General features: G+C 23.4%; 31 protein-coding genes and 4 pseudogenes. 10 read left to right on the forward strand and 25 right to left on the reverse strand.

Translation table 4 applies throughout. The features are described from left to right. Positions 1–5 precede the first annotated feature (5 nt). The 3 genes from tsaE to ACXUB0_RS04870 form a co-directional block, all read right to left on the reverse strand. Entirely contained in the window at positions 6–497 is a 492-nt protein-coding gene (tsaE, locus tag ACXUB0_RS04860) for a tRNA (adenosine(37)-N6)-threonylcarbamoyltransferase complex ATPase subunit type 1 TsaE (protein ID WP_458258794.1), read from the reverse strand. Between the two features lie 73 nt (positions 498–570). Next, on the reverse strand, positions 571–1,464 hold the full coding sequence (gene pnuC, locus ACXUB0_RS04865) for a nicotinamide riboside transporter PnuC (protein ID WP_458257947.1): 894 nt from the start codon (positions 1,462–1,464) through the stop codon (positions 571–573). Positions 1,465–1,486: 22 nt separating this feature from the next. Further along, positions 1,487–2,023 (reverse strand): hypothetical protein, encoded by a 537-nt coding sequence (locus tag ACXUB0_RS04870; RefSeq protein WP_458257948.1) that lies wholly within the window; start codon positions 2,021–2,023, stop codon positions 1,487–1,489. Between the two features lie 181 nt (positions 2,024–2,204). Between ACXUB0_RS04870 and asnS the strand changes: the two genes are divergently transcribed. The 3 genes and pseudogenes from asnS to ACXUB0_RS04885 all read left to right on the forward strand — a co-directional run. Continuing rightward, on the forward strand, positions 2,205–3,623 hold the full coding sequence (asnS, locus tag ACXUB0_RS04875; protein WP_458258795.1) for an asparagine--tRNA ligase: 1,419 nt from the start codon (positions 2,205–2,207) through the stop codon (positions 3,621–3,623). 520 nt (positions 3,624–4,143) lie between these two features. Beyond that, entirely contained in the window at positions 4,144–4,563 is a 420-nt protein-coding gene (locus ACXUB0_RS04880; RefSeq protein WP_458257688.1) for a hypothetical protein, read from the forward strand. A 108-nt stretch (positions 4,564–4,671) separates the two neighbouring features. Further along, positions 4,672–5,666 (forward strand): annotated as a pseudogene (locus tag ACXUB0_RS04885) (IS256 family transposase); the annotation flags it as partial. A 10-nt stretch (positions 5,667–5,676) separates the two neighbouring features. Here ACXUB0_RS04885 and ACXUB0_RS04890 read toward each other — a convergent pair. The 9 genes and pseudogenes from ACXUB0_RS04890 to ACXUB0_RS04930 all read right to left on the reverse strand — a co-directional run bounded on the left by ACXUB0_RS04890 (position 5,677) and on the right by ACXUB0_RS04930 (position 11,291). Next, positions 5,677–6,914, reverse strand: a pseudogene (locus tag ACXUB0_RS04890) (IS256 family transposase). A 100-nt stretch (positions 6,915–7,014) separates the two neighbouring features. Continuing rightward, positions 7,015–8,137: pseudogene (locus ACXUB0_RS04895) on the reverse strand (IS3 family transposase). A gap of 22 nt (positions 8,138–8,159) precedes the next feature. Next, positions 8,160–9,002 (reverse strand): IS3 family transposase, encoded by an 843-nt coding sequence (locus tag ACXUB0_RS04900; protein WP_458258796.1) that lies wholly within the window; start codon positions 9,000–9,002, stop codon positions 8,160–8,162. Beyond that, positions 8,924–9,202, reverse strand: a complete 279-nt coding sequence (locus ACXUB0_RS04905; RefSeq protein ID WP_353306568.1) for a transposase — start codon at positions 9,200–9,202, stop codon at positions 8,924–8,926. The genes ACXUB0_RS04900 and ACXUB0_RS04905 overlap by 79 nt, the downstream gene beginning before the upstream one ends. Before the next feature lie 100 nt (positions 9,203–9,302). Further along, positions 9,303–9,548 (reverse strand): hypothetical protein, encoded by a 246-nt coding sequence (locus tag ACXUB0_RS04910; RefSeq protein ID WP_286640816.1) that lies wholly within the window; start codon positions 9,546–9,548, stop codon positions 9,303–9,305. Between the two features lie 3 nt (positions 9,549–9,551). Further along, positions 9,552–9,710 (reverse strand): hypothetical protein, encoded by a 159-nt coding sequence (locus tag ACXUB0_RS04915; RefSeq protein WP_174480107.1) that lies wholly within the window; start codon positions 9,708–9,710, stop codon positions 9,552–9,554. A 359-nt stretch (positions 9,711–10,069) separates the two neighbouring features. Beyond that, positions 10,070–10,474 carry a hypothetical protein gene (locus ACXUB0_RS04920; protein WP_458257949.1) on the reverse strand — a complete coding sequence of 135 codons (405 nt, stop codon included), beginning with the start codon at positions 10,472–10,474 and terminating at the stop codon, positions 10,070–10,072. A 2-nt stretch (positions 10,475–10,476) separates the two neighbouring features. Continuing rightward, the gene (locus ACXUB0_RS04925) at positions 10,477–10,638 is read right to left on the reverse strand and encodes a hypothetical protein (protein WP_338960339.1); all 162 of its coding nucleotides are present in this window, start codon (positions 10,636–10,638) and stop codon (positions 10,477–10,479) included. Between the two features lie 134 nt (positions 10,639–10,772). Beyond that, on the reverse strand, positions 10,773–11,291 hold the full coding sequence (locus ACXUB0_RS04930; protein WP_458257873.1) for a hypothetical protein: 519 nt from the start codon (positions 11,289–11,291) through the stop codon (positions 10,773–10,775). An 825-nt stretch (positions 11,292–12,116) separates the two neighbouring features. Here ACXUB0_RS04930 and ACXUB0_RS04935 point away from each other — a divergent pair. After that, complete coding sequence (locus ACXUB0_RS04935) at positions 12,117–12,809, forward strand: potassium transporter TrkG (RefSeq protein ID WP_458258797.1); 693 nt, start codon at positions 12,117–12,119, stop codon at positions 12,807–12,809. Positions 12,810–12,830: 21 nt separating this feature from the next. Next, positions 12,831–13,685: a bifunctional 5,10-methylenetetrahydrofolate dehydrogenase/5,10-methenyltetrahydrofolate cyclohydrolase gene (locus tag ACXUB0_RS04940; RefSeq protein WP_458257950.1), complete on the forward strand. Its 855-nt coding sequence runs from the start codon at positions 12,831–12,833 to the stop codon at positions 13,683–13,685. A gap of 146 nt (positions 13,686–13,831) precedes the next feature. On the opposite strand, the gene ACXUB0_RS04945 is transcribed toward ACXUB0_RS04940, so the two are convergent. Further along, positions 13,832–15,070, reverse strand: a complete 1,239-nt coding sequence (locus ACXUB0_RS04945; RefSeq protein ID WP_458257951.1) for an IS256 family transposase — start codon at positions 15,068–15,070, stop codon at positions 13,832–13,834. 972 nt (positions 15,071–16,042) lie between these two features. Between ACXUB0_RS04945 and ACXUB0_RS04950 the strand changes: the two genes are divergently transcribed. The 5 genes from ACXUB0_RS04950 (at position 16,043) to ACXUB0_RS04970 (ending at position 18,039) form a co-directional block, all read left to right on the forward strand. Next, a complete protein-coding gene (locus ACXUB0_RS04950) occupies positions 16,043–16,846 on the forward strand; it encodes a hypothetical protein (RefSeq protein WP_458257952.1) in 804 nt (267 codons plus the stop codon). Positions 16,847–16,893: 47 nt separating this feature from the next. Then, positions 16,894–17,172, forward strand: a complete 279-nt coding sequence (locus ACXUB0_RS04955) for a transposase (RefSeq protein ID WP_353306568.1) — start codon at positions 16,894–16,896, stop codon at positions 17,170–17,172. Positions 17,173–17,213: 41 nt separating this feature from the next. Next, positions 17,214–17,666, forward strand: a complete 453-nt coding sequence (locus ACXUB0_RS04960) for an IS3 family transposase (protein ID WP_458257953.1) — start codon at positions 17,214–17,216, stop codon at positions 17,664–17,666. Between the two features lie 14 nt (positions 17,667–17,680). Continuing rightward, positions 17,681–17,818, forward strand: a complete 138-nt coding sequence (locus tag ACXUB0_RS04965) for a hypothetical protein (protein ID WP_458257954.1) — start codon at positions 17,681–17,683, stop codon at positions 17,816–17,818. An 83-nt stretch (positions 17,819–17,901) separates the two neighbouring features. Further along, positions 17,902–18,039, forward strand: coding sequence for a hypothetical protein (locus tag ACXUB0_RS04970; protein ID WP_458257766.1), 138 nt, complete (start codon positions 17,902–17,904; stop codon positions 18,037–18,039). A gap of 141 nt (positions 18,040–18,180) precedes the next feature. On the opposite strand, the pseudogene ACXUB0_RS04975 reads toward ACXUB0_RS04970, so the two are convergent. The 12 genes and pseudogenes from ACXUB0_RS04975 to ACXUB0_RS05030 form a co-directional block, all read right to left on the reverse strand. Further along, positions 18,181–18,366, reverse strand: a pseudogene (locus ACXUB0_RS04975) (IS256 family transposase); the annotation flags it as partial. Between the two features lie 416 nt (positions 18,367–18,782). After that, positions 18,783–19,415, reverse strand: a complete 633-nt coding sequence (locus tag ACXUB0_RS04980) for a hypothetical protein (protein ID WP_458257955.1) — start codon at positions 19,413–19,415, stop codon at positions 18,783–18,785. Between the two features lie 15 nt (positions 19,416–19,430). Then, on the reverse strand, positions 19,431–19,952 hold the full coding sequence (locus ACXUB0_RS04985) for a hypothetical protein (RefSeq protein WP_458257956.1): 522 nt from the start codon (positions 19,950–19,952) through the stop codon (positions 19,431–19,433). 110 nt (positions 19,953–20,062) lie between these two features. Continuing rightward, positions 20,063–20,614 (reverse strand): hypothetical protein, encoded by a 552-nt coding sequence (locus ACXUB0_RS04990; protein ID WP_458257957.1) that lies wholly within the window; start codon positions 20,612–20,614, stop codon positions 20,063–20,065. Positions 20,615–21,250: 636 nt separating this feature from the next. Further along, on the reverse strand, positions 21,251–21,436 hold the full coding sequence (locus ACXUB0_RS04995) for a hypothetical protein (RefSeq protein WP_458257958.1): 186 nt from the start codon (positions 21,434–21,436) through the stop codon (positions 21,251–21,253). A 1-nt stretch (position 21,437) separates the two neighbouring features. Next, on the reverse strand, positions 21,438–21,626 hold the full coding sequence (locus tag ACXUB0_RS05000; protein WP_174481134.1) for a hypothetical protein: 189 nt from the start codon (positions 21,624–21,626) through the stop codon (positions 21,438–21,440). A gap of 34 nt (positions 21,627–21,660) precedes the next feature. Further along, positions 21,661–21,819 (reverse strand): hypothetical protein, encoded by a 159-nt coding sequence (locus tag ACXUB0_RS05005; RefSeq protein WP_281747961.1) that lies wholly within the window; start codon positions 21,817–21,819, stop codon positions 21,661–21,663. A 16-nt stretch (positions 21,820–21,835) separates the two neighbouring features. Continuing rightward, positions 21,836–22,156 (reverse strand): hypothetical protein, encoded by a 321-nt coding sequence (locus ACXUB0_RS05010; protein ID WP_458257959.1) that lies wholly within the window; start codon positions 22,154–22,156, stop codon positions 21,836–21,838. Between the two features lies 1 nt (position 22,157). Continuing rightward, positions 22,158–22,661, reverse strand: coding sequence for a hypothetical protein (locus ACXUB0_RS05015; protein ID WP_458257960.1), 504 nt, complete (start codon positions 22,659–22,661; stop codon positions 22,158–22,160). After that, positions 22,661–22,846 (reverse strand): hypothetical protein, encoded by a 186-nt coding sequence (locus tag ACXUB0_RS05020; protein ID WP_458257529.1) that lies wholly within the window; start codon positions 22,844–22,846, stop codon positions 22,661–22,663. Before ACXUB0_RS05020 ends, ACXUB0_RS05015 begins: the two co-directional genes overlap by 1 nt. Positions 22,847–22,977: 131 nt before the next feature. Beyond that, positions 22,978–23,214 carry a hypothetical protein gene (locus ACXUB0_RS05025; protein ID WP_174480108.1) on the reverse strand — a complete coding sequence of 79 codons (237 nt, stop codon included), beginning with the start codon at positions 23,212–23,214 and terminating at the stop codon, positions 22,978–22,980. Next, positions 23,214–23,351, reverse strand: a complete 138-nt coding sequence (locus tag ACXUB0_RS05030) for a hypothetical protein (RefSeq protein WP_281747958.1) — start codon at positions 23,349–23,351, stop codon at positions 23,214–23,216. The genes ACXUB0_RS05025 and ACXUB0_RS05030 overlap by 1 nt, the downstream gene beginning before the upstream one ends. Between the last annotated feature and the right edge of the window lie 151 nt (positions 23,352–23,502).

A 23,502-nucleotide genomic window follows, 5' to 3' on the forward strand; every position in this document is an offset into this window, starting at 1 on the left:
AAATTCTATATTTTTTTTAATGCATCAAATAAATACTTTTCTTCCTCTTTTGTAAGAAGATTAGTATTAATAACTATCTGTCTACTATTAATATCAATAATTTTAAAATCTATAGCAATATATGAATAATTATTAAAATTAATTTTTAATCTTTCTGATCATTCAATTATCATAAAATTATTCATCATTATTTCATAATATTCTTCTAAATGAGGATTAATTAAACGATAAGCATCCATATGAATTAAATTTCATTCATATTTAGTTTGATACTTATTTCAAATAATAAAAGTTGGTGAATTAATAATATTTTTAACTCCAAGTAAATTACCAATTAATTTAGTAATTTGCGTTTTACCACTACCAAGCGGACCATTTAATAATAAAATTAAATTTGGTTTAGCAATTTTAGCAATTATTTTGGCAAGAGTATTAGTGTCATCTAAATTTTTTAATATATATACTTTTTTTTCATAATAACCTTCTTTGATAATTATTTTATACTTTACAAACTATTATACAAAATAATAACTTATTTTCTAAATTATTATTTTTCTTATTTAAAAGTTATTACTGCTCATATGTTTCTTTTTTAACTACTACTTTTTCTTTACTTCTTACAAAAAATCATTGATAAAAACCAAAACCAGAATTACCAAGAGCAACAATTCACATTAATAAAAGATTTACATCCAAACGATTATGAGCAACTCCCGAATACATAGCTATTTGAAAAATATTAACAATTATTCAAAAAATTCATTGTTCACGAAAACGTAATAACATTAGTATTTGCGCAACAATACTTAAAGAATTAGTTAATGAATCTAGAATATGTGGTAAAACTTGTTGAAAAGTATTACCATCAAAATCATATTTCCCTAAAATTACACGTGAAAATTCAGGAATTTCAAAATAAAAAAATACTGATAAAACAATTGCAAAGTAAATAGTAACAATACTTGTTTTTAAATTTAAACGTTTAGAAATTATTTCTTGTTGTGAATCTAAATGAAATTTCCATAAACTATAGCCAATAAATTGAAAAGGCAAAAAGAAAAATAAATTCAACTGCATATCACCAACATAATCTCAAACTAAAGCAATACAACCATAAATACTAACAGCAAAAAAGCGTCAAAAAAAATTAGAAATTTTACCAAATGAAATTAAAATTATACAAATAACATTAGTAAAAGCAGCAATACCATTTAAGAATAATAATACTTGCTGTCAAGGATGATAAGCTTGACGATTTACAATAGTTCAAACCGAAGGATATAAATTAGGATTAATAAAATGATTCAAATCAAAAAATGTATTTCATAACATAAAAATCCCTAAACAAATAATAGCTACTTTAGCAGAAAATGGAATTTTATTAAGATCTTTGGGTATTGATAATAAAAATTCTTTTATATTTTTCTTTCTTTTTATAAATCTAAATTTTATATCTTTAAACATATTTTCTTCCTTTTAAATTTATTTATTTATTTATGTTCACTAATGTATTATTCAATCGTAATTTTCCATAAATTGCCAATGTAAGTGCATCATTAACTTTATCTAGTTCACTCTCATTAATGAAAATATCATTAATACCATTTTCACCAATACTACCATCACCTTTACCAAAATAACTTAACTTTAAATCTAAATTCAAACTAGATAAATCAACAGCATAAAAATGTCATATTTTTATTGAAGTTTTATTAGCATAGTAACTACCAAGTCTATAAATACAATCAAGTTTTAAGCTTCTAATATTAATTCCTGTCTCTTCTAAAATTTCATTCTTAACAGTTTCTAGTGATGATTTACCTAATTTACAACCACCTGTTAGAGTACTAAAAAATGATATCTTTTTATTTTCAAATAAAGGATTCTTTTCTTTCATTAATAAAAATCAATATTGATTGTATTTATATACAAAAGGTAAAACTGCAACTCCTTCATTATTACATCATGGTTCACTAACACCTGTCATAAAGCCATTAGTAATTAACTTTAAAAATTTGCCCATAATAAACCCCCTTTACTATAAGTAATATTATAACATTAACTTAAAATTCAATTTTAAATTTTATACTAACTAAAAATAAAATTTATCCCAAATATTAATGAAAAAAATCATAAATAATTCCCTACTAAGATAATAGTTAATATATAATTTATTTATTATATAAAAATAAATAGGAGGAACAATAATGATTTACACAATTAATAATTTATTTATTAATAGTAACGATAAAACTAAAAAAATACCAACACAAGTAACTGTTAACGGTTGGGTTCGTTCTAATCGAAATAGTAAAAAAGTTGGGTTTTTAGATTTAAACGATGGTTCTTCAATTAATAACTTACAAGTAGTATATGATCCAAATTTAGAAAATACTAACAATTTAACTAATGTTACTACTGGTAGTGCTGTTACTATTACTGGTAATTTAATTTTAACACCAAATGCGAAACAACCATTTGAACTAAAAGTAATTACTGCTACTGTCTACAACATATGCGCTAATGATTATCCAATCCAAAAAAAAGAACATACAAATGAATTTCTTCGTGAACATGCACACTTACGTGTTCGTACTAATACTTTCTTGTCATTATTTAGAATTCGTGATCAAGTATCATGATCTATTCATAATTTTTTTCATAATAATCAATTTATTTACCTACATAGTCCTCTTATTACAGCTAATGATGCTGAAGGTGCTGGTGAAAATTTTATTGTTACTACTATAACTAATGATAAATATGAAAAGGATTTTTTTGGGAAAAAAGCCTCATTAACTGTTAGTGGTCAGTTAAATGCTGAAGCCTACGCTCAATCTTTACAAAAAGTTTATACATTTGGACCAACATTTCGTGCTGAAAAATCTAATACTACACGTCATGCAGCAGAATTTTGAATGGTAGAACCAGAATTTACCTTTAGTAATCTACAAGATAATATTATACTAGCCCAAAAACTAATAAAAACTGTTATTAGAGATGTTCTAAATAATTGTAATTCTGAATTAAAATTTTTAGAACAAAAACAAGAAACTAAAAATGAACAATCACTAATTGAAAAATTAGAAAAAATTGCCGATTTTAAATCTGATTTTAAAGTTATTACTTATACAGAAGTAATTGAATTACTTTTAAATGCACAAAAAAAAGGAAAAAAATTTGAATTTAATGAAATTAAATGAGGAATTGATTTACAATCAGAACATGAAAGATATTTATGTGAAGAAATAACTAAACAGCCAACTTTTGTTATTAACTATCCACAAACCATCAAAGCTTTTTACATGAAACTTAATCCAATTGATAGTAATTATCCACAACAAAAAACAGTGGCAGCTATGGATTTATTAGTGTCAGGGATTGGTGAATTAATTGGTGGTTCTGTTCGTGAAGATAATTATGAACAATTACTAAAAAATAAAACCCAATTCAAAATTGAGGGTAATGATCTACAATGATATTTTGATTTAAGAAAATATGGATATGCACCAAGTGCTGGTTTTGGTTTAGGTCTAGAAAGATTTTTAATGTTTATTACTGGTATTAATAATATTAGAGATGTTATTCCTTTTCCTCGTACACCAAATAACTTATTATTCTAAAATAATAATATTTTAATAATATCTTTTTAAATTAAACTTATAATGTTATTTAAAACTCCTATTACTACATTAAAATCCAACATAATATATAATTAATTTAGTATTAAATAATTATTAATAAGTTAAAAAAAGAAAGGATATTTATATGCCAAAGTCATATGAAATTATAAAAACAATGTAAAAAATAATTAATATAAGTAAAAATTGATTTATCAGCTTTTAAATTAAAAAGTAAACGTTTAAATTTAGAAATAATGATTGATTATAATCAAAAAGATCTAATTAATGTTCAACACTGTCAATATCGAATGAAAATTTCCTAAAAATATTTATCAAAAAATTAAATTATTTTGGAAAGTTACACTGTTAAATAAACACAAATTCCAAATAACCTTTAAAATTTTAATTCCTGTTTTTAATATAGGATTTTTTTGTATAATTTAATTAAACTTAATATAAGTTTTTAACTCATTGCTTTAATTTCAAAGTAAATGAGTTTTTATTTTGAAAGGATGAAAAAATGAATAAAAATTTACAAGAAGAATATGAATGAATTAATAAAGAATTGATAAAAATAATCATTGATAAAAATCAATTTACTCCAGAAATTATTAGTAATAGAGTTAATTTAGCTCAAACTACTATTGTTGATATTAATGAAAATTTAAAAAAACAAAAGATTAGCAAATTTAAAAAAATTAGTTATTTAATATTAAAAATATTTACTTTTGGAAAAATTGATAAAAATAAAATAATTAAAGAAAAAAATGATTTTTTTATAAAAATATCAAAAGAACTTTTTGGAAATATTAAAAAAGTAAAAGAATTATATATAAGAAAATCAAATAGTGAAATAAATATAGATGTTAATAAAATTAATAATGCAACTTTAAATAATTTATTAATAAATCCGAATAAATCAAACTTACCACAAATGTAAAAACGATAGATTGCAATTACAATTGGTAATGTTTAGTAATCTGTGTAACTTACAAAAATAACTATGTTTAATTAATTCTATAATAAACCTAGAAAGAGTGAATTACAGATGGCTAAAAAGCAAAATATTAATAATAATGATCCAATATCAAAAGCAGTAGATTTATTATTAGAAAATACTGAAGATTTAACAACAGTTTTTAAAGAGGGAGGTTTGTATAAAGAATTAACAAAAAGATTAGTAGAAAAAATGTTGAATTCTGAGATGCAAAATTATTTAGGATATGATAAGAATCAACATAGTAATAGTGACAATGCTCGTAATGGTATAAGTTCAAAAAAATTAATAACTCAACAAGGTAAAATTGAGATTGATGTACCACGAGATCGCAATAGTAATTTTAATCCTGTAATAATTGCAAAAAGACAAAGAAGATTTGATGGTTTTGATCAACAAGTTCTTTCTTTATATGCAAAAGGTATGACATTATCAGATATTAGAATGCAATTACAAGAGTTATATCATGGTGCTGATATTAGTGAAAGTGTTATTAGTCAAATTACTGATGATGTTATTGATGATGTAAAAGCATGGCAAAATCGACCATTAGATAGTATTTATCCGATTGTTTATTTTGATTGCATAGTAGTTAAAATACGACAAGATAAACGCATTATTAACAAATCTGTGTATATAGCTTTAGGAGTTGATTTAGAAGGAAAAAAGATGTTTTAGGCTTATGAATTAGTGAAAATGAAGGTTCTAAATTTTGATTAGCCAATTTCACAGAAATGAAAAATCGAGGCTTAAATGATATTCTTATTGCTTGTAGTGATAATTTAACAGGAATGTCAGAAGCAATACAATCAGTTTATCCTAAAACAGAACATCAATTATGCATCGTTCATCAAATTAGAAATAGTTTGAAATATGTCTCATATAAGCATAGAAAATCTCTAGTTGCAGATTTAAAACCAATTTATACTGCATGTAGTGAAGAACAAGCAATGCAGGCTTTAGAAACATTTGAAAATAAGTGAAATAAACAATATCCTCAAATTGCTAAATCTTGGAGGCTTTTTAGAAATCTGTGTATCTTTGTTTTACAAAGTACTAGTTAAGATTAATTCTATCTTCAAATTTTATCATAAAATGAGCAATTGCTGTATTTCAATTTTGAATGGGCATTGTTCATTTTTTTGTTATATTTTCAATTGCTAAATAAAATATTTTCAATTCTTCCATATCATTAGGAAAAACTTTTTTATTTCTGATAACTTTTCGTAATTGACTATTAACAGATTCAATAGCATTTGTGGTATAAATTACTCTTTTAATTTCTGTTGGATAACTAATAAAAACTATCAAATTTTCTCAATTTTTATATCAAGATTTAGCAATTTGAGGATATTGTTTATTTCACTTATTTTCAAATGTTTCTAAAGCCTGCATTGCTTGTTCTTCACTACATGCAGTATAAATTGGTTTTAAATCTGCAACTAGAGATTTTCTATGCTTATATGAGACATATTTCAAACTATTTCTAATTTGATGAACGATGCATAATTGATGTTCTGTTTTAGGATAAACTGATTGTATTGCTTCTGACATTCCTGTTAAATTATCACTACAAGCAATAAGAATATCATTTAAGCCTCGATTTTTCATTTCTGTGAAATTGGCTAATCAAAATTTAGAACCTTCATTTTCACTAATTCATAAGCCTAAAACATCTTTTTTCCTTCTAAATCAACTCCTAAAGCTATATACACAGATTTGTTAATAATGCGTTTATCTTGTCGTATTTTAACTACTATGCAATCAAAATAAACAATCGGATAAATACTATCTAATGGTCGATTTTGCCATGCTTTTACATCATCAATAACATCATCAGTAATTTGACTAATAACACTTTCACTAATATCAGCACCATGATATAACTCTTGTAATTGCAATCTAATATCTGATAATGTCATACCTTTTGCATATAAAGAAAGAACTTGTTGATCAAAACCATCAAATCTTCTTTGTCTTTTTGCAATTATTACAGGATTAAAATTACTATTGCGATCTCGTGGTACATCAATCTCAATTTTACCTTGTTGAGTTATTAATTTTTTTGAACTTATACCATTACGAGCATTGTCACTATTACTATGTTGATTCTTATCATATCCTAAATAATTTTGCATCTCAGAATTCAACATTTTTTCTACTAATCTTTTTGTTAATTCTTTATACAAACCTCCCTCTTTAAAAACTGTTGTTAAATCTTCAGTATTTTCTAATAATAAATCTACTGCTTTTGATATTGGATCATTATTATTAATATTTTGCTTTTTAGCCATCTGTAATTAACTCTTTCTAGGTTTATTATAGAATTAATTAAACATAGTTATTTTTGTAAGTTACACAGATTACTAAATGGAATGGCAACACTTTTTAGGACTATTTTTTGGTAGACACTTGTTCTTGATATTTGATAGGAGTTAAGTAGTTTAAAGTGCTGTGGATTCTTATGTTGTTGTATCAATTGATATAATCAAATAATTCTAATTTTAATTGGATTAATGATGTAAAATTTTTATCATTAATAAATTCAGTTTTGAAAGTTTTAAAAGTTGCTTCAGCAACAGCATTATCATAAGGACAACCTTTTTTGCTTAAAGATCGAGTAATATTGAATGCTAATAAAAGATTATTAATAATTTTATTGTTAAATTCATTACCTCGATCACTATGAAATATTTGGATATCTTTTAAACAGCGATTTGATTGCATAAATGCTTGATATACTAGTAATGCATCTTTTTTAACTCCAACACACTATGTCCAATAATTTCGCGGTTAAATAGGTCTATTAATAGGCAAATATAGTTTCATTTACCATTAACTTGAACGTAAGTTAAATCACTAACAATAACTTCATTTTTAACCCTATTATTAAAGTTTCTATTAACAAGATTGGTTATTTGACTATTATTGACTTTATTATGATGATTTTTGAATGATAATTTAGTGTATTTTGATATTAAATTATGCTTATTCATAATTTCTTTAATTTTTCTGCGTGATAAATAAATTTCTTGGTTTTCTAAAATTTTTTTTAATCTTCTAGTACCATAAACTTCTTTATTTTCTTTAAAAGCACTAATAACAGCTTCATCATACATATTATTTTTGATTTTATTTTCTTTTTTCTTTAAGTTAAAATAATATGTTGATTTAGATATTTTCAAAAAACGACACATTGTGCGAATTTTATATTTAACTTTATTTTTAGCAATAATTTCTACTTTCTGCCTATTATTAGTGCTGCTTGCTTTAAAATATCATTTTCCATTCTTAATTGTTTTAATTCTTTTCTTAATTTAATTAATTCATTTTCTTCAACAGAACGATTATCTTTAGTTTTAAAACTACCTGAATTAGTAAATTGCTTAATTCAATTATAAGTAGCTGCTCTTGTAACATTGTACTCTTTAGCAAGACAAGACACTGACTTACCGCTTTGATATAAAGCTACTATTTGTTTTTTAAATTCATCTGAATATGAGTTAATATTGGCCATAATTATACTTCCTTTCTTTTCACTAATTTGTTCACTTGTCTACGTAATTAGTGTCCAATAAAGTGTAACCCATCCAATTTTTATCATTAATAAATTCAGTTTTGAAAGTTTTAAAAGTTGCTTCAGCAACAGCATTATCATAAGGACAACCTTTTTTGCTTAAAGATCGAGTAATATTGAATGCTAATAAAAGATTATTAATAATTTTATTGTTAAATTCATTACATCGATCACTATGAAATATTTGGATATCTTTTAAACAGCGATTTGATTGCATAAATGCTTGATATACTAGTAATGCATCTTTTTTAACTCCAACACTATGTCCAATAATTTCGCGGTTAAATAGGTCTATTAATAGGCAAATATAGTTTCATTTACCATTAACTTGAACGTAAGTTAAATCACTAACAATAACTTCATTTTTAACCCTATTATTAAAGTTTCTATTAACAAGATTGGTTATTTGACTATTATTGACTTTATTATGATGATTTTTGAATGATAATTTAGTGTATTTTGATATTAAATTATGCTTATTCATAATTTCTTTAATTTTTCTGCGTGATAAATAAATTTCTTGGTTTTCTAAAATTTTTTTTAATCTTCTAGTACCATAAACTTCTTTATTTTCTTTAAAAGCACTAATAACAGCTTCATCATACATATTATTTTTGATTTTATTTTCTTTTTTCTTTAAGTTAAAATAATATGTTGATTTAGATATTTTCAAAAAACGACACATTGTGCGAATTTTATATTTAACTTTATTTTTAGCAATAATTTCTACTTTCTGCCTATTATTAGTGCTGCTTGCTTTAAAATATCATTTTCCATTCTTAATTGTTTTAATTCTTTTCTTAATTTAATTAATTCATTTTCTTCAACAGAACGATTATCTTTAGTTTTAAAACTACCTGAATTAGTAAATTGCTTAATTCAATTATAAGTAGCTGCTCTTGTAACATTGTACTCTTTAGCAAGACAAGACACTGACTTACCGCTTTGATATAAAGCTACTATTTGTTTTTTAAATTCATCTGAATATGAGTTAATATTGGCCATAATTATACTTCCTTTCTTTTCACTAATTTGTTCACTTGTCTACGTAATTAGTGTCCAATAAAGTGTAACCCATCCAGATTGTGTATTTTCGTTTGGCATTTTATTCTCCTTTAATTTCTAATTTTTTAACTGTTACTTTAATTCAACCTTGATAAACATCATTATCACCAACTATTAATGCAACATTACTTTCGGGGTCAGAAACAATTATGTGTTTTGATTTAACATTTGGATATTGTCTTAAAATAATTGCTCTAATATCATTACTTGTATGAATTGCTTTTGGAAATGGTGATAATATTTCAATTTCATCTTTATTTTCAAACAAAGTAGGTAATATTATCATTAATTATTTCTCCTTATTTTTAATTTGATTAGCAATTTCACTTAATATTTTTAATACTTTATATTCATTTTTTAATTCTTTAATAATAAATATTAAAAATATTATTAGTGTTATAGATGTTATTAATATTGGTACTATTAATAAAATTTTTCATAATATCATTTTTTACTCTTTTCATTTTTTAAATCATTTAACATTAATTGAACAAAATGCACGATTTTTAGGAATATTTAAAGTATTAAAGATTTCACCAGTTACTATAATTTCATCGTTTTTGTTTAATAAAATACAGCGTCTATAAAGTTTTGGTTTATTAAAAATTAAAGTAACATAGTTTAATCCATTTCATTGACTTCGAACACTATAATATAATTCTTTATTACCTTTTTCGTAATATTTTGCTTCAATAGTGTTACTCAGTTTTACTGTTAATTTGACATAATTTTCTTTATTTTTTATTTTTATAATTTCCTTAAATAATTGTCAAAAATTAATATTTTTTTATGATTTTTTAAATAATATTAAATATGCTTATATGCATCTTGTTCATGTTTTTTTAATTTTATATTTCCTTTATAATTTGTTATTTTATTTTTATTTTTTGGTTGGTTTTCTAGATAATCTCAATTCATAACATCTTGTACTAATACCATTAATGAACCAATAATTTTAGGAGTTGCTAATGGATTAGTTAATAATTGTTTTGAATTTAAAAAGAAATTTTCTACAATAACTAATATTTTTTTATCAATAAATTTTTCTTTAATTAATTGAAATTTTTCTTTATAAATATTTTTAGTTCATAAAACAGTTAATGTATTGAATGTTTCATTAAAAATAATATTATTAGTTTCATTTGAATATATAACAATTCCATTATTACCAATACCAGCAGGGTCAATTCCAATAATTAAGTCATATTTCATTATTAATCAAATTCTCTGCATTGTATTTTATTAATTAAAATTTTAATAATATCAATTGAACCTTTTAATTTATTTAAATAATATATGTCTTTTTCTTTATTATATTGTTCTATATCACTATCTAAAATTAAATTTAATCAACTAATTAATTTTTCTTTATCCATATTTATACCTCCTACTTAACCTAATATTTAAAATACAGTCATAACAAATTGCTTTACTATTTTTATCTCTTAAAAAATATTTTCTTGTTTTTATATCATTAGTATTAAAGAATAAATAATCAAATTTATGTTGTTTACATGTTCAACAAAAATACTTTTTCATTATGAGTTGAAAGTTCCTTATAAGAAGTAACTATATAATTAATTGGTAAATCATCATATTTATATGGATTATTTATTTTAAAACCTTTTCTGTTTTCTTCTCACGTAATGTTATATTTAAAACAAGGATTAGTAATTTTAGTTTTGTTATCAGTTATTTCACCCATAAATCAACTATTATGCTGTTCATAAAATGTTAATGGTTCAAGTTTTATATCATTAAGATAATATTCTTTTGGAGCAATTGGTTTATTAACAATTATTTTTTGGTCTTTAATATATGGTTCTAATAATTTTATTAATTCATTACCACTTAATTCTCTTTTAATATTTTCTAAATTAAAAACTCAATACGTGTAACTGTTGTCAACAATAAAAGAATTATTTTTAATCATTCATTTTGGCAGCGATAATCTATATTCAACATAATCAATAAGAATAGATTGTGGTTTATCTTTAACAATTTGTTCTTTTTTAAATTCTATTTGCATAATAATCCTTTCCTAAATATGTCCTGTTGCTTCCTAGCATAAAGGACATATAATTTGATTTTTAGATTATTAATAATACTACTATTCGTTTTATTCATTCCATCAATTCTGGGCTCAAAAATAAATTGTGAAATTTTAAAAAGAAATCGAGGCATTCGATTCAATATTTATTTAATTTGTGTTAAACAAATTAATATTTTAATTGAACCGGCACCGCTCAATTTTTTTTACAAGTTTGAAATTTATTTTCTCGCCCAAAAAATTTTTCAAAAAAAATAAAAAATAAAACCAACACTTGCTCACTGGGGAGTGGCAAGGTTGGTTAAATAAAGAATAGAATTAATACAGTAGGTCCCTACAACAGGTCTATATATACTAGTTTCCAATTCGCTCCCACCCCAAGAATTACCATTACTGGTTAGTATATTTTATTAGGCATCACTCCACTTTTTATTTATCCATGCAAGTCCACATGCTAGCTACTATTTTTAACAACTGTGTTGTAGTTCACTTTTTTAGTTCCCTAACACGTGTTGATAATAGTATTAAAGAAAGTTATTAAAAATTTTAAAATTTTACAATTACAAAAAAAGACAAGATTATTTCTTGTCTTTTTCCTTAATAATAACTTTGACAATAATTTTTATTTTTTTTAAATGTATATTTTTTAAAATACGTCGAATATAAATTTAAATTTAAGGTTTAAAGAGAGTAATTTTGTCTAATTTTCATTATTTTTCAAATAATTCATTTTTGGAAATAAGTTACTAATATGATAATAAATTATTTCGTAAATTTGACAACCGCCCAACTAAACTAACATTAATAACATATTTTTTAGTTGCGATATTGGGTGTTAGTAGTGTTATGTTTATTGAATATTTTTCACGTAATGTCATAACTCCATCAAGGCAAGAGCCTATTTTTAAAAATTTATCGACATCTGATGCAATTATGGCTGTTTTTTTTAATACAATGTCAACAAGAAATGCTGGATACTATACAGTTGACTTAAATAAATTTCACCTTGCCTCACAAATGATCCAATCATTAATGATGTGAATTGGTTCTTCACCAGCAAGTACTGCCGGAGGAATTAGAACGACAACTTTAGCAATCATTCTTTTAACAATTTTTAATATTGCCCGTGGCCGTAATGATGTTTTTGTATTCAAGCGTAAAATTCCTAATCAAACTGTTCGTATGTCATTTATAATCGGCACACTTGGTTTTATTTTAGTTTTTGTATCAGTAATGATTATCACAATTGAAAATTTTTTTATAACAGATAATTCTGACATGACCTTTGCACAAGTAATTTTTGATGTTTCAAGTGCTTTTGGAACAACAGGACTTTCATTATTTGATAATTCGAAATTAGGTATTTTTACTCAACTTAGTTTAATTTTTGTCATGTTTGTGGGACAATTAGGAGTATCAACTACTGTTCTTGCTTGAAGTGATCGTAAATCAAAACCAACGATAAGTAGAGTTGAAGAAAACGTATTAATTGGATAAATTAAGAAACGGTGAACACATATGATAAAAATTTTAGATGGTAAAATAATTGCCCAGCAAATTAAAGCAAAAATTAAAGCACAAGTAACAACTATTACTAATCGTAAACCTAAACTAGCAGTAATAATTATTGGTGAAGATTTAGCATCACAAATGTACGTACGAACTAAAATTAAAGCATGTCAAGAATGTGGTATTGATGGACAAGTATTTTCACTAACAACAGTAGTAACACAAAAAGAAATAATTAATAAAATTGAACAATTAAATAGTGATAATAATATTGATGGAATTTTAGTACAATTACCACTACCAAAACATTTAGATACATTAGCAATTATTAATAGCATTACTATTAATAAAGATGTTGATGGTTTAACAAATATTAATGCTGGAAGATTATTACAAGGTGATAAAAAAACAATGTTGCCTTGTACAGTAAAAGGTATTTTAAAATTACTAAATCACTATCAAATTCCCATTTCTAAACAAAATATTACTATCATTAACGATAGTAATATTGTTGGTAAACCATTGGCTTTATCATTAACTAATATGGGAGCAACTGTTAGCATTGTTCATAAATTAACTAAAGACTTAACTCTTTATACTAAAGAAGCTGATATCATTTGTAGTGCTACTGGTGTCTATAATATTATTAATAGTAGTCAAGTTAAACGTGATGTTGTTATTATTGATGTAGCAATTAATTATCAAGGTAAAGAAAAAAAAGTTGTTGGTGATATTAATTTTGAAACAATGAAAAATACCGCTTCAGCAATTACTCCTGTGCCTGGTGGTGTTGGACCAATGACTATTGCCATGTTATTAGAAAATTTAATGATTTGCTATCAATTAAATAATAAATATAATTAAATTGGAGAATCAATTGTTAAAGAAAAATTGGATTAAAAAAAGATTAAATAATATTAAAAAAAATAATTTAGAATTATTAAAATTTAAGTTTTTAAAAGAAACTATGAGGCTTTTTAGAAATCTGTGTATCTTTGTTTTACAAAGTACTAGTTAAGATTAATTCTATCTTCAAATTTTATCATAAAATGAGCAATTGCTGTATTTCAATTTTGAATGGGCATTGTTCATTTTTTTGTTATATTTTCAATTGCTAAATAAAATATTTTCAATTCTTCCATATCATTAGGAAAAACTTTTTTATTTCTGATAACTTTTCGTAATTGACTATTAACAGATTCAATAGCATTTGTGGTATAAATTACTCTTTTAATTTCTGTTGGATAACTAATAAAAACTATCAAATTTTCTCAATTTTTATATCAAGATTTAGCAATTTGAGGATATTGTTTATTTCACTTATTTTCAAATGTTTCTAAAGCCTGCATTGCTTGTTCTTCACTACATGCAGTATAAATTGGTTTTAAATCTGCAACTAGAGATTTTCTATGCTTATATGAGACATATTTCAAACTATTTCTAATTTGATGAACGATGCATATTTGATGTTCTGTTTTAGGATAAACTGATTGTATTGCTTCTGACATTCCTGTTAAATTATCACTACAAGCAATAAGAATATCATTTAAGCCTCGATTTTTCATTTCTGTGAAATTGGCTAATCAAAATTTAGAACTTTCATTTTCACTAATTCATAAGCCTAAAACATCTTTTTTACCTTCTAAATCAACTCCTAAAGCTATATACACAGATTTGTTAATAATGCGTTTATCTTGTCGTATTTTAACTACTATGCAATCAAAATAAACAATCGGATAAATACTATCTAATGGTCGATTTTGCCATGCTTTTACATCATCAATAACATCATCAGTAATTTGACTAATAACACTTTCACTAATATCAGCACCATGATATAACTCTTGTAATTGCATTCTAATATCTGATAATGTCATACCTTTTGCATATAAAGAAAGAACTTGTTGATCAAAACCATCAAATCTTCTTTGTCTTTTTGCAATTATTACAGGATTAAAATTACTATTGCGATCTCGTGGTACATCAATCTCAATTTTACCTTGTTGAGTTATTAATTTTTTTGAACTTATACCATTACGAGCATTGTCACTATTACTATGTTGATTCTTATCATATCCTAAATAATTTTGCATCTCAGAATTCAACATTTTTTCTACTAATCTTTTTGTTAATTCTTTATACAAACCTCCCTCTTTAAAAACTGTTGTTAAATCTTCAGTATTTTCTAATAATAAATCTACTGCTTTTGATATTGGATCATTATTATTAATATTTTGCTTTTTAGCCATCTGTAATTCACTCTTTCTAGGTTTATTATAGAATTAATTAAACATAGTTATTTTTGTAAGTTACACAGATTACTAAACATTACCGAAAATTCATTACTTTGTAGAGATTTATTAGAAAATAATGAATATAAATTATTAAAAACTCAAAATAAAAAATTATTACAAGCAATTAATGAAATATTAGAAAAACAATCACAACCAAGTCCAAGTGGTTCAAATTGAAAAGAAGTAGGAACTAAGCAAGATAAAAAAACTATTAATTATAATTTTGTTAAAAATAAAAGATATCGTATTTATTATAATTATTGTGAAACAGAAACAAATAAAACTTATGGTTGATTAATTAAAGAATTCTTAGAACCTGTTTAGGATCTTTTTTAACTTATTTTTGATTAAATTAATATCATAAATGTTATTTTATAGTTGAAAAATAAATTTTTAATCGATAAGTTGTCAAATGATAAAATCTTTTTAACAAAAAAATGACAAAGAAAATAAAATGTTAATTAACTGTCAGGTTAGAAATAATTATTCCCTTTTTTAGTTTAATTATGTTTAAGAACCTGTTTAGGATCTTTTTTAACTTATTTTTGATTAAATTAATATCATAAATGTTATTTTATAGTTGAAAAATAAATTTTTAATCGATAAGTTGTCAAATGATAAAATCTTTTTAACAAAAAAATGACAAAGAAAATAAAATGTTAATTAACTGTCAGGTTAGAAATAATTATTCCCTTTTTTAGTTTAATTATGTTTAAAAGATTCCAAACAGGTTCTAAAAGATTCCAAACAGGTTCTTATGTGATTGGATTCCAAGTAGAGATGATTTATATTTAGAGTATTTTAGAACTCGTGATGATAATAATACTTGATTATTAGCAAATTTCCAAAAAATATATATGGTTATGGCACCATACCCTTTTAGTTTTGGAAAACTTTTAAAATTAGAAGAATTGCAGGAATAATATTATGAATAAAGAATTTACTTATTTGTATGAAATTAGTTATTGATTATTAAATAAAAGTGATTTTACTCATAGTGAATATAATTTAAGTGGTAGTCGTTATTCAAGTAAAACATATAGTATTGCAGAAGAATTAGCAATATTAATTGCTATTTCAATTAAAGTTAATAAATCAATTGCTATTTATGGATTTAGAAAATTAAATAAAGATATTAATGAATTAACAAAAGAAATATATGAAGCATTTATTTCTTCTGGATTTAATGATTATGTAGACTTTAATTTAAAATATCCAAATAAACAAGCATATTTTAGATTTAAAGGTAATAAATCATTTATACGAGTGATGGGTGTATATAGTAATAGTAATGATAGAATACCTTTAAAAGGTCTTTCTCGTAGTGAAATAAAAGGTTTTGATTTAGCAATTGAATGATGTGAAGAAGCAAATGAATTTAGTCAAGCAGAATTTCAAGCAATTACATTTGCATTAGGTAATGCTAAAAAAACTATTAAAATTAGAAGTTGTAATCCAGATAATATATATCAATATCATATTAATTATATGAATGAACGTGTACCTTATAATTTAGAAATAATGAAAGTAAAAAATGAACAAATAAAATCAGTATTTGATAATAATAAATTTAAATTATTTCATTATTCAAATTGAAAATTAAATAAACATAACTTATCACAAGATATAATTAATAACTTAGAAGAATTAAAAGTATTAGACCCTATTAAAGCACAATCTTGATATTATGGTGTACCTAGTGTGGATGGGTTACACTTTATTGGACACTAATTACGTAGACAAGTGAACAAATTAGTGAAAAGAAAGGAAGTATAATTATGGCCAATATTAACTCATATTCAGATGAATTTAAAAAACAAATAGTAGCTTTATATCAAAGCGGTAAGTCAGTGTCTTGTCTTGCTAAAGAGTACAATGTTACAAGAGCAGCTACTTATAATTGAATTAAGCAATTTACTAATTCAGGTAGTTTTAAAACTAAAGATAATCGTTCTGTTGAAGAAAATGAATTAATTAAATTAAGAAAAGAATTAAAACAATTAAGAATGGAAAATGATATTTTAAAGCAAGCAGCACTAATAATAGGCAGAAAGTAGAAATTATTGCTAAAAATAAAGTTAAATATAAAATTCGCACAATGTGTCGTTTTTTGAAAATATCTAAATCAACATATTATTTTAACTTAAAGAAAAAAGAAAATAAAATCAAAAATAATATGTATGATGAAGCTGTTATTAGTGCTTTTAAAGAAAATAAAGAAGTTTATGGTACTAGAAGATTAAAAAAAATTTTAGAAAACCAAGAAATTTATTTATCACGCAGAAAAATTAAAGAAATTATGAATAAGCATAATTTAATATCAAAATACACTAAATTATCATTCAAAAATCATCATAATAAAGTCAATAATAGTCAAATAACCAATCTTGTTAATAGAAACTTTAATAATAGGGTTAAAAATGAAGTTATTGTTAGTGATTTAACTTACGTTCAAGTTAATGGTAAATGAAACTATATTTGCCTATTAATAGACCTATTTAACCGCGAAATTATTGGACATAGTGTTGGAGTTAAAAAAATGCATTACTAGTATATCAAGCATTTATGCAATCAAATCGCTGTTTAAAAGATATCCAAATATTTCATAGTGATCGAGGTAATGAATTTAACAATAAAATTATTAATAATCTTTTATTAGCATTCAATATTACTCGATCTTTAAGCAAAAAAGGTTGTCCTTAGGTAATGTTTAGTAATCTGTGTAACTTACAAAAATAACTATGTTTAATTAATTCTATAATAAACCTAGAAAGAGTGAATTACAGATGGCTAAAAAGCAAAATATTAATAATAATGATCCAATATCAAAAGCAGTAGATTTATTATTAGAACCTGTTTGGAATCTTTTAAACATAATTAAACTAAAAAAGGGAATAATTATTTCTAACCTGACAGTTAATTAACATTTTATTTTCTTTGTCATTTTTTTGTTAAAAAGATTTTATCATTTGACAACTTATCGATTAAAAATTTATTTTTCAACTATAAAATAACATTTATGATATTAATTTAATCAAAAATAAGTTAAAAAAGATCCTAAACAGGTTCTTATCATATCCTAAATAATTTTGCATCTCAGAATTCAACATTTTTTCTACTAATCTTTTTGTTAATTCTTTATATAAACCTCCCTCTTTAAAAACTGTTGTTAAATCTTCAGTATTTTCTAATAATAAATCTACTGCTTTTGATATTGGATCATTATTATTAATATTTTGCTTTTTAGCCATCTGTAATTCACTCTTTCTAGGTTTATTATTAATTAAACATAGTTATTTTTGTAAGTTACACAGATTACTAAACATTACCAAGTTAAAATTTTACTTTTTTTAAAAAATCAAAATAAAATAAAATAAAACTTATTAAATGTGTTTTAATAAGAATTTTTGTTGTGTATAAATATTAGATTTATTTTTTAATTTTTTAGTAATTTTTAAAAATAAGTATTTTAGTTGTATTATCTTTTAAAAAATAGTAAGAACCTGTTTGGAATCTTTTAAACATAATTAAACTAAAAAAGGGAATAATTATTTCTAACCTGACAGTTAATTAACATTTTATTTTCTTTGTCATTTTTTTGTTAAAAAGATTTTATCATTTGACAACTTATCGATTAAAAATTTATTTTTCAACTATAAAATAACATTTATGATATTAATTTAATCAAAAATAAGTTAAAAAAGATCCTAAACAGGTTCTTATATTGTCTTTCAGCAACATAACCTAAATCTCGTAATACTGTTTCACGATTAGGAGTAAAACTATAATTCATTAAATAACGTTTATTACCAATAATTTTATCTGTTAAAATTTCTTTTCCACTTACTTGACTTATAATTTCTTGTAAGTTTTTTGCTTCTTTAATTCCAACTTGTTCTAATGTTTTAGTTTTTTCTGCTAATTTAATAAATTTAGTAGTACGATAACCACGACTAATTTTATTAAGTCCAGCAAATGCAGGAAGTATATTAAAGAAAGTATTTAATTTTGTTACATTTCCTTTTAAATAATCATAAACTTGATTAATAGTAAAATCAGTTAAAAACTCTACACCAACAGCACTAATACTAGCAACTAAATCACTTGCACCTAATCCAAGGGCTACACTTTCACTTAATCCACCAGTAAAAGGGGCAAGCGCTACTGCTATGACCTGTACACCAATCATTTCTAAAATTTCTCATCAAAAACTTTTATTTTCTTGCTGTTTACTTATTCTAGTATGTTTGGGTTTATTTATGTTCAAAAGTATTGCTGTACTAGTTGTACCGATTGGCATGGCATTTATTTTCCTTTATTTAAGAGTTATTTTAATTGGATTTGTTGTTCCTTTATAATTTAAGTCGTTAACATTTGCAGTAATAGTTATATATAAGTCACCTGCTTTTTGTTTTTGATTACTTACATTAGTTTTGCCTTGTGCATCACTAAAATATTTAATAGTTGGATTTGTTAAATTAGGATTTAATGATTTAAGTTCATTAGTGCTTTTTATTTGTGTATTTAATTCACTATTATTGTTATTAACATTTGTAGTAATATCAGTTGTTAAAATTGTAATTTTAGTTTTTAAATCAGTTTTATCATTATTAATAATTGCACATAACATTCAGCGTGAAGTTGTTTCTTCATGTGTTATATATGGTATTGATTCACCAGTTACTTCTCCACCAACTAAATATCTTCTTCCAACTTTACCATCAGCAATATCTTGAACATATACAACTGTATTTTGCAACATATATCTTTTCATTGCTCTTGGTGTAGCTAAAACAAAAGACATAATTTTAGTTTCATTATTATCAGTAAAAGTCATATAATCATCCATTACAATTTGACATAGTACACCTTTAATATATAAGTCATTTCCATTTAATCTTAATTGTTGAGCAATCTGATTATCAGTAATTAAACCTTTATTATTAGCTAAATAAACAATACTATCATAAAGATTATTAGTAATAAAAAAACGACAATTATTACTATTTTTCTTAATTTAAATAAAGTATTTCAAGCATCTAACATTGATTTTAAATATCCTACTGATGATTTATCAGTAATATCTACTTTAGTTGCATATTTTGCAATTACATTTGTATCATTATTTGCTAAATAATCTGCTAAATCATTAGCAACTTCATATTGCATTGTATTTAATAAATTTTGTCCATTTTCAGCATTTAAATCAACATTAGCAATTATTTCACCTGCAACTGCTTCTTCTTTAATTTCTTTTAAAATTTTAATAGTTTCAGCATAACTAACATCTAATCCTTTGCTTTTATCATTTCATTTTAGTATTTTCATTTCTGGATTTTTTGGTTTTTTAACTATAAATTCAATTTTTGTAGAATTAACCATTTCAATGGGAAAAAAACTTGCTCATGGTGAATTTGATTGTTTATAAAATTCTATAAATTCTGGTGCTTCTACTAATTTTTCGGTATTATCTAAATTTTTATTGAATGGTACTGCCATTTTTTATTTTCCTTTCTGTTATAAATTATTTTTCTTTTTATAATCCAATAAAGTACTTTTTATTGAATTTGGTTGATTTGTTATTATTGTTTGTGGTTTGCCACCTGTATTAATTGTTTCTTTAAATACTGGTTGTTCTTTAATTATTTTTTTAATAGTTTCTTCAATTTTTGAATTTTCTAAATTATTAGTTTTAAATTTTAAATAATCATAAAATTCAGTTTTAACTTGATATTTTTTAAATATATTAATAATTTCTTTTTCTTTAATTTCTTGATTAAGTTTATTTAACTTATTTTCTGCTTCATTAACTTTATTTTCTATTTCTTGTGAAGAAGCATTGTTTTCAGTTAAAGGTTCAGTTGTTTGTTGAACATTATTTTCATTTTCTAAGAACCTGTTTAGGATCTTTTTTAACTTATTTTTGATTAAATTAATATCATAAATGTTATTTTATAGTTGAAAAATAAATTTTTAATCGATAAGTTGTCAAATGATAAAATCTTTTTAACAAAAAAATGACAAAGAAAATAAAATGTTAATTAACTGTCAGGTTAGAAATAATTATTCCCTTTTTTAGTTTAATTATGTTTAAAAGATTCCAAACAGGTTCTAACATTTAACATTCTCCTAATCTTATCCCCATAGTCAATCTTTAACTAATTGTGGCATTTCACTTATTAGTTTTTTATAATCATTAACAGCATTTTCTAATATATCAATATCAGAAAATTTAAAACAATTATCAATATGTAAATCAAAATCTCTATCAATACTAATATCTTGTTTTCTATATTTTTCATTAAATTCAATTTTTGTCATATTATTTTTCTCCTTTATTAATCTTTTCATTTAATTTTGCTAATTTTTTTTGATGTTTGATAATTTTGTTATTTGCTCTAACATGTTTTGGAGTTGTGATAAATCTTTTTAATAAAACAATAATTTCTCTGCAAATTAATGTTCCAACACTTGTTCCAATAATTATTAATTCATGTAAAAATTCTTTCATTCCAATATTTTCCTTTCAAGTATTTATTTTTTAATTATTCATCAAATTGACCACCATTAATTCTTTCAATCATCGATTTTGAATTACTTATAATGCTTACTAATAAGGCAATTTCTTTATTTAATTGTTCCATTCTCTCTTTATATGTCTGAATTTCATTATTATAATATTCAAGTAATTTTTCTTTATTCATAAATTATTCACCTCCTTTATAAACTCATGTGATTATAATCTCAATTTAGTGAAGCATTATCATGATTTAATGGTAATTCGCTCATATTATCACTACCATATTGACTAGTTGTTTCACTATTAATAGTAAATCTATTGTCATTAATTAATCTTGCAGTTTCATCATTAAATGATGTTTCTTGCATTTCTTCATTATGATGTGTAGTTTCCATAGGTAGTAAATTATGTATAATTTCACTTGCACCAGCAATTATGGTAGGTACTGCATAAGCATTACTAAAATCATTATTAATACCCATTGCTACACCACTTGATATTAAACATCCACCAGTAGCCATATTACAAATCTTTCTTATTGTTTCAAATCTTATTAGGTATTAACTCAGTTAATCCACTAATAAGATTTGAAATACCATAAGCATTTAAACTAATATATGTATCTCAATCCATTAATGACTGATGTTCTTGTTTATCTAATAATAATCATGGTGGACCCTCAGTTGTAGTTGTAGTAGTTATTGGAGTTGGTGTTGTGGGAATAATTGGAGTAATATTATTTTCTGTTCATTTACTATAATTTGCTAATCCAATTGTTCCTAAACCTAGTAATATTTTTTTAGAACTATTAATTAATTTAGTTTTAGTATTTGGTCTTTGATTTAAATTTCAAATATCTAAACCTAATTTTTTACCAAATAATAAACTATTAATACTACCTAATAGTGAACTGTTCATTACTTGACCATAATAAGCACTTGTACCAATCATTGCACAAATAGGACTTATACCAGTTCTAATTAATTTAGTTAATGTATAATTTGATTGATTTTCTATATTTGGCATTATTTAATTTCTCCGTTCATATTCAATAATTTTTCTAAAACATAATTAGTTTTATCAAAATTTATAATAAGTCATTTTTTTGTTTCTGAACGATTGTTAGTAACATTAATTAACTTTTCTATCGTATCGATTAACTCTTTTTTATCTGCTTTATCAAAAATGACTTGTAAAATTTCATCTAACATAATTTAATCTCCTTTATTTGTTTTTATCAGTTCTCTTATAACATCTAATAAGGAATCTACTACATAAGAATTTAATTCAAATTCATAATTTCTAATTTTAATTTTTTCTTTTTGCATTTATTTGTTCTCCTTTAATTTTCTAATTTTTTAATTGTTACTTTAATTCAACCTTGATATACATCATTATCACCAACTATTAATGCAACATTACTTTCGGGGTCAGAAACAATTATGTGTTTTGATTTAACATTTGGGTATTGTCTTAAAATAATTGCTCTAATATCATTACTTGTATGAATTGCTTTTGGAAATGGTGATAATATTTCAATTTCATCTTTATTTTCAAACAAAGTAGGCAATATTATCATTAATCAAATTCACCTTTTTCTATTTTTTCAATTAATAAATTTAAAATATTTTTGTCAAAATCAGAGTTTGTATAATTAATTTTTTTAGTTCATTTAATTATATCTTTCATATATTTAAGTAATTTTTCTTTATTCATAATTTAATCTCTCTTTCCTAACTCTTTTATTTTGTTTTTGCTTACATAAGTTATTACATTTATGGGCATAAACTCTACCATAACCACATTTATTATTCTTTTTAATTTTTATTATCATTCTTTTTAAAACAATTTTGACAATTTGGTCAAT

This window comes from Spiroplasma endosymbiont of Dactylopius coccus (assembly GCF_977110965.1).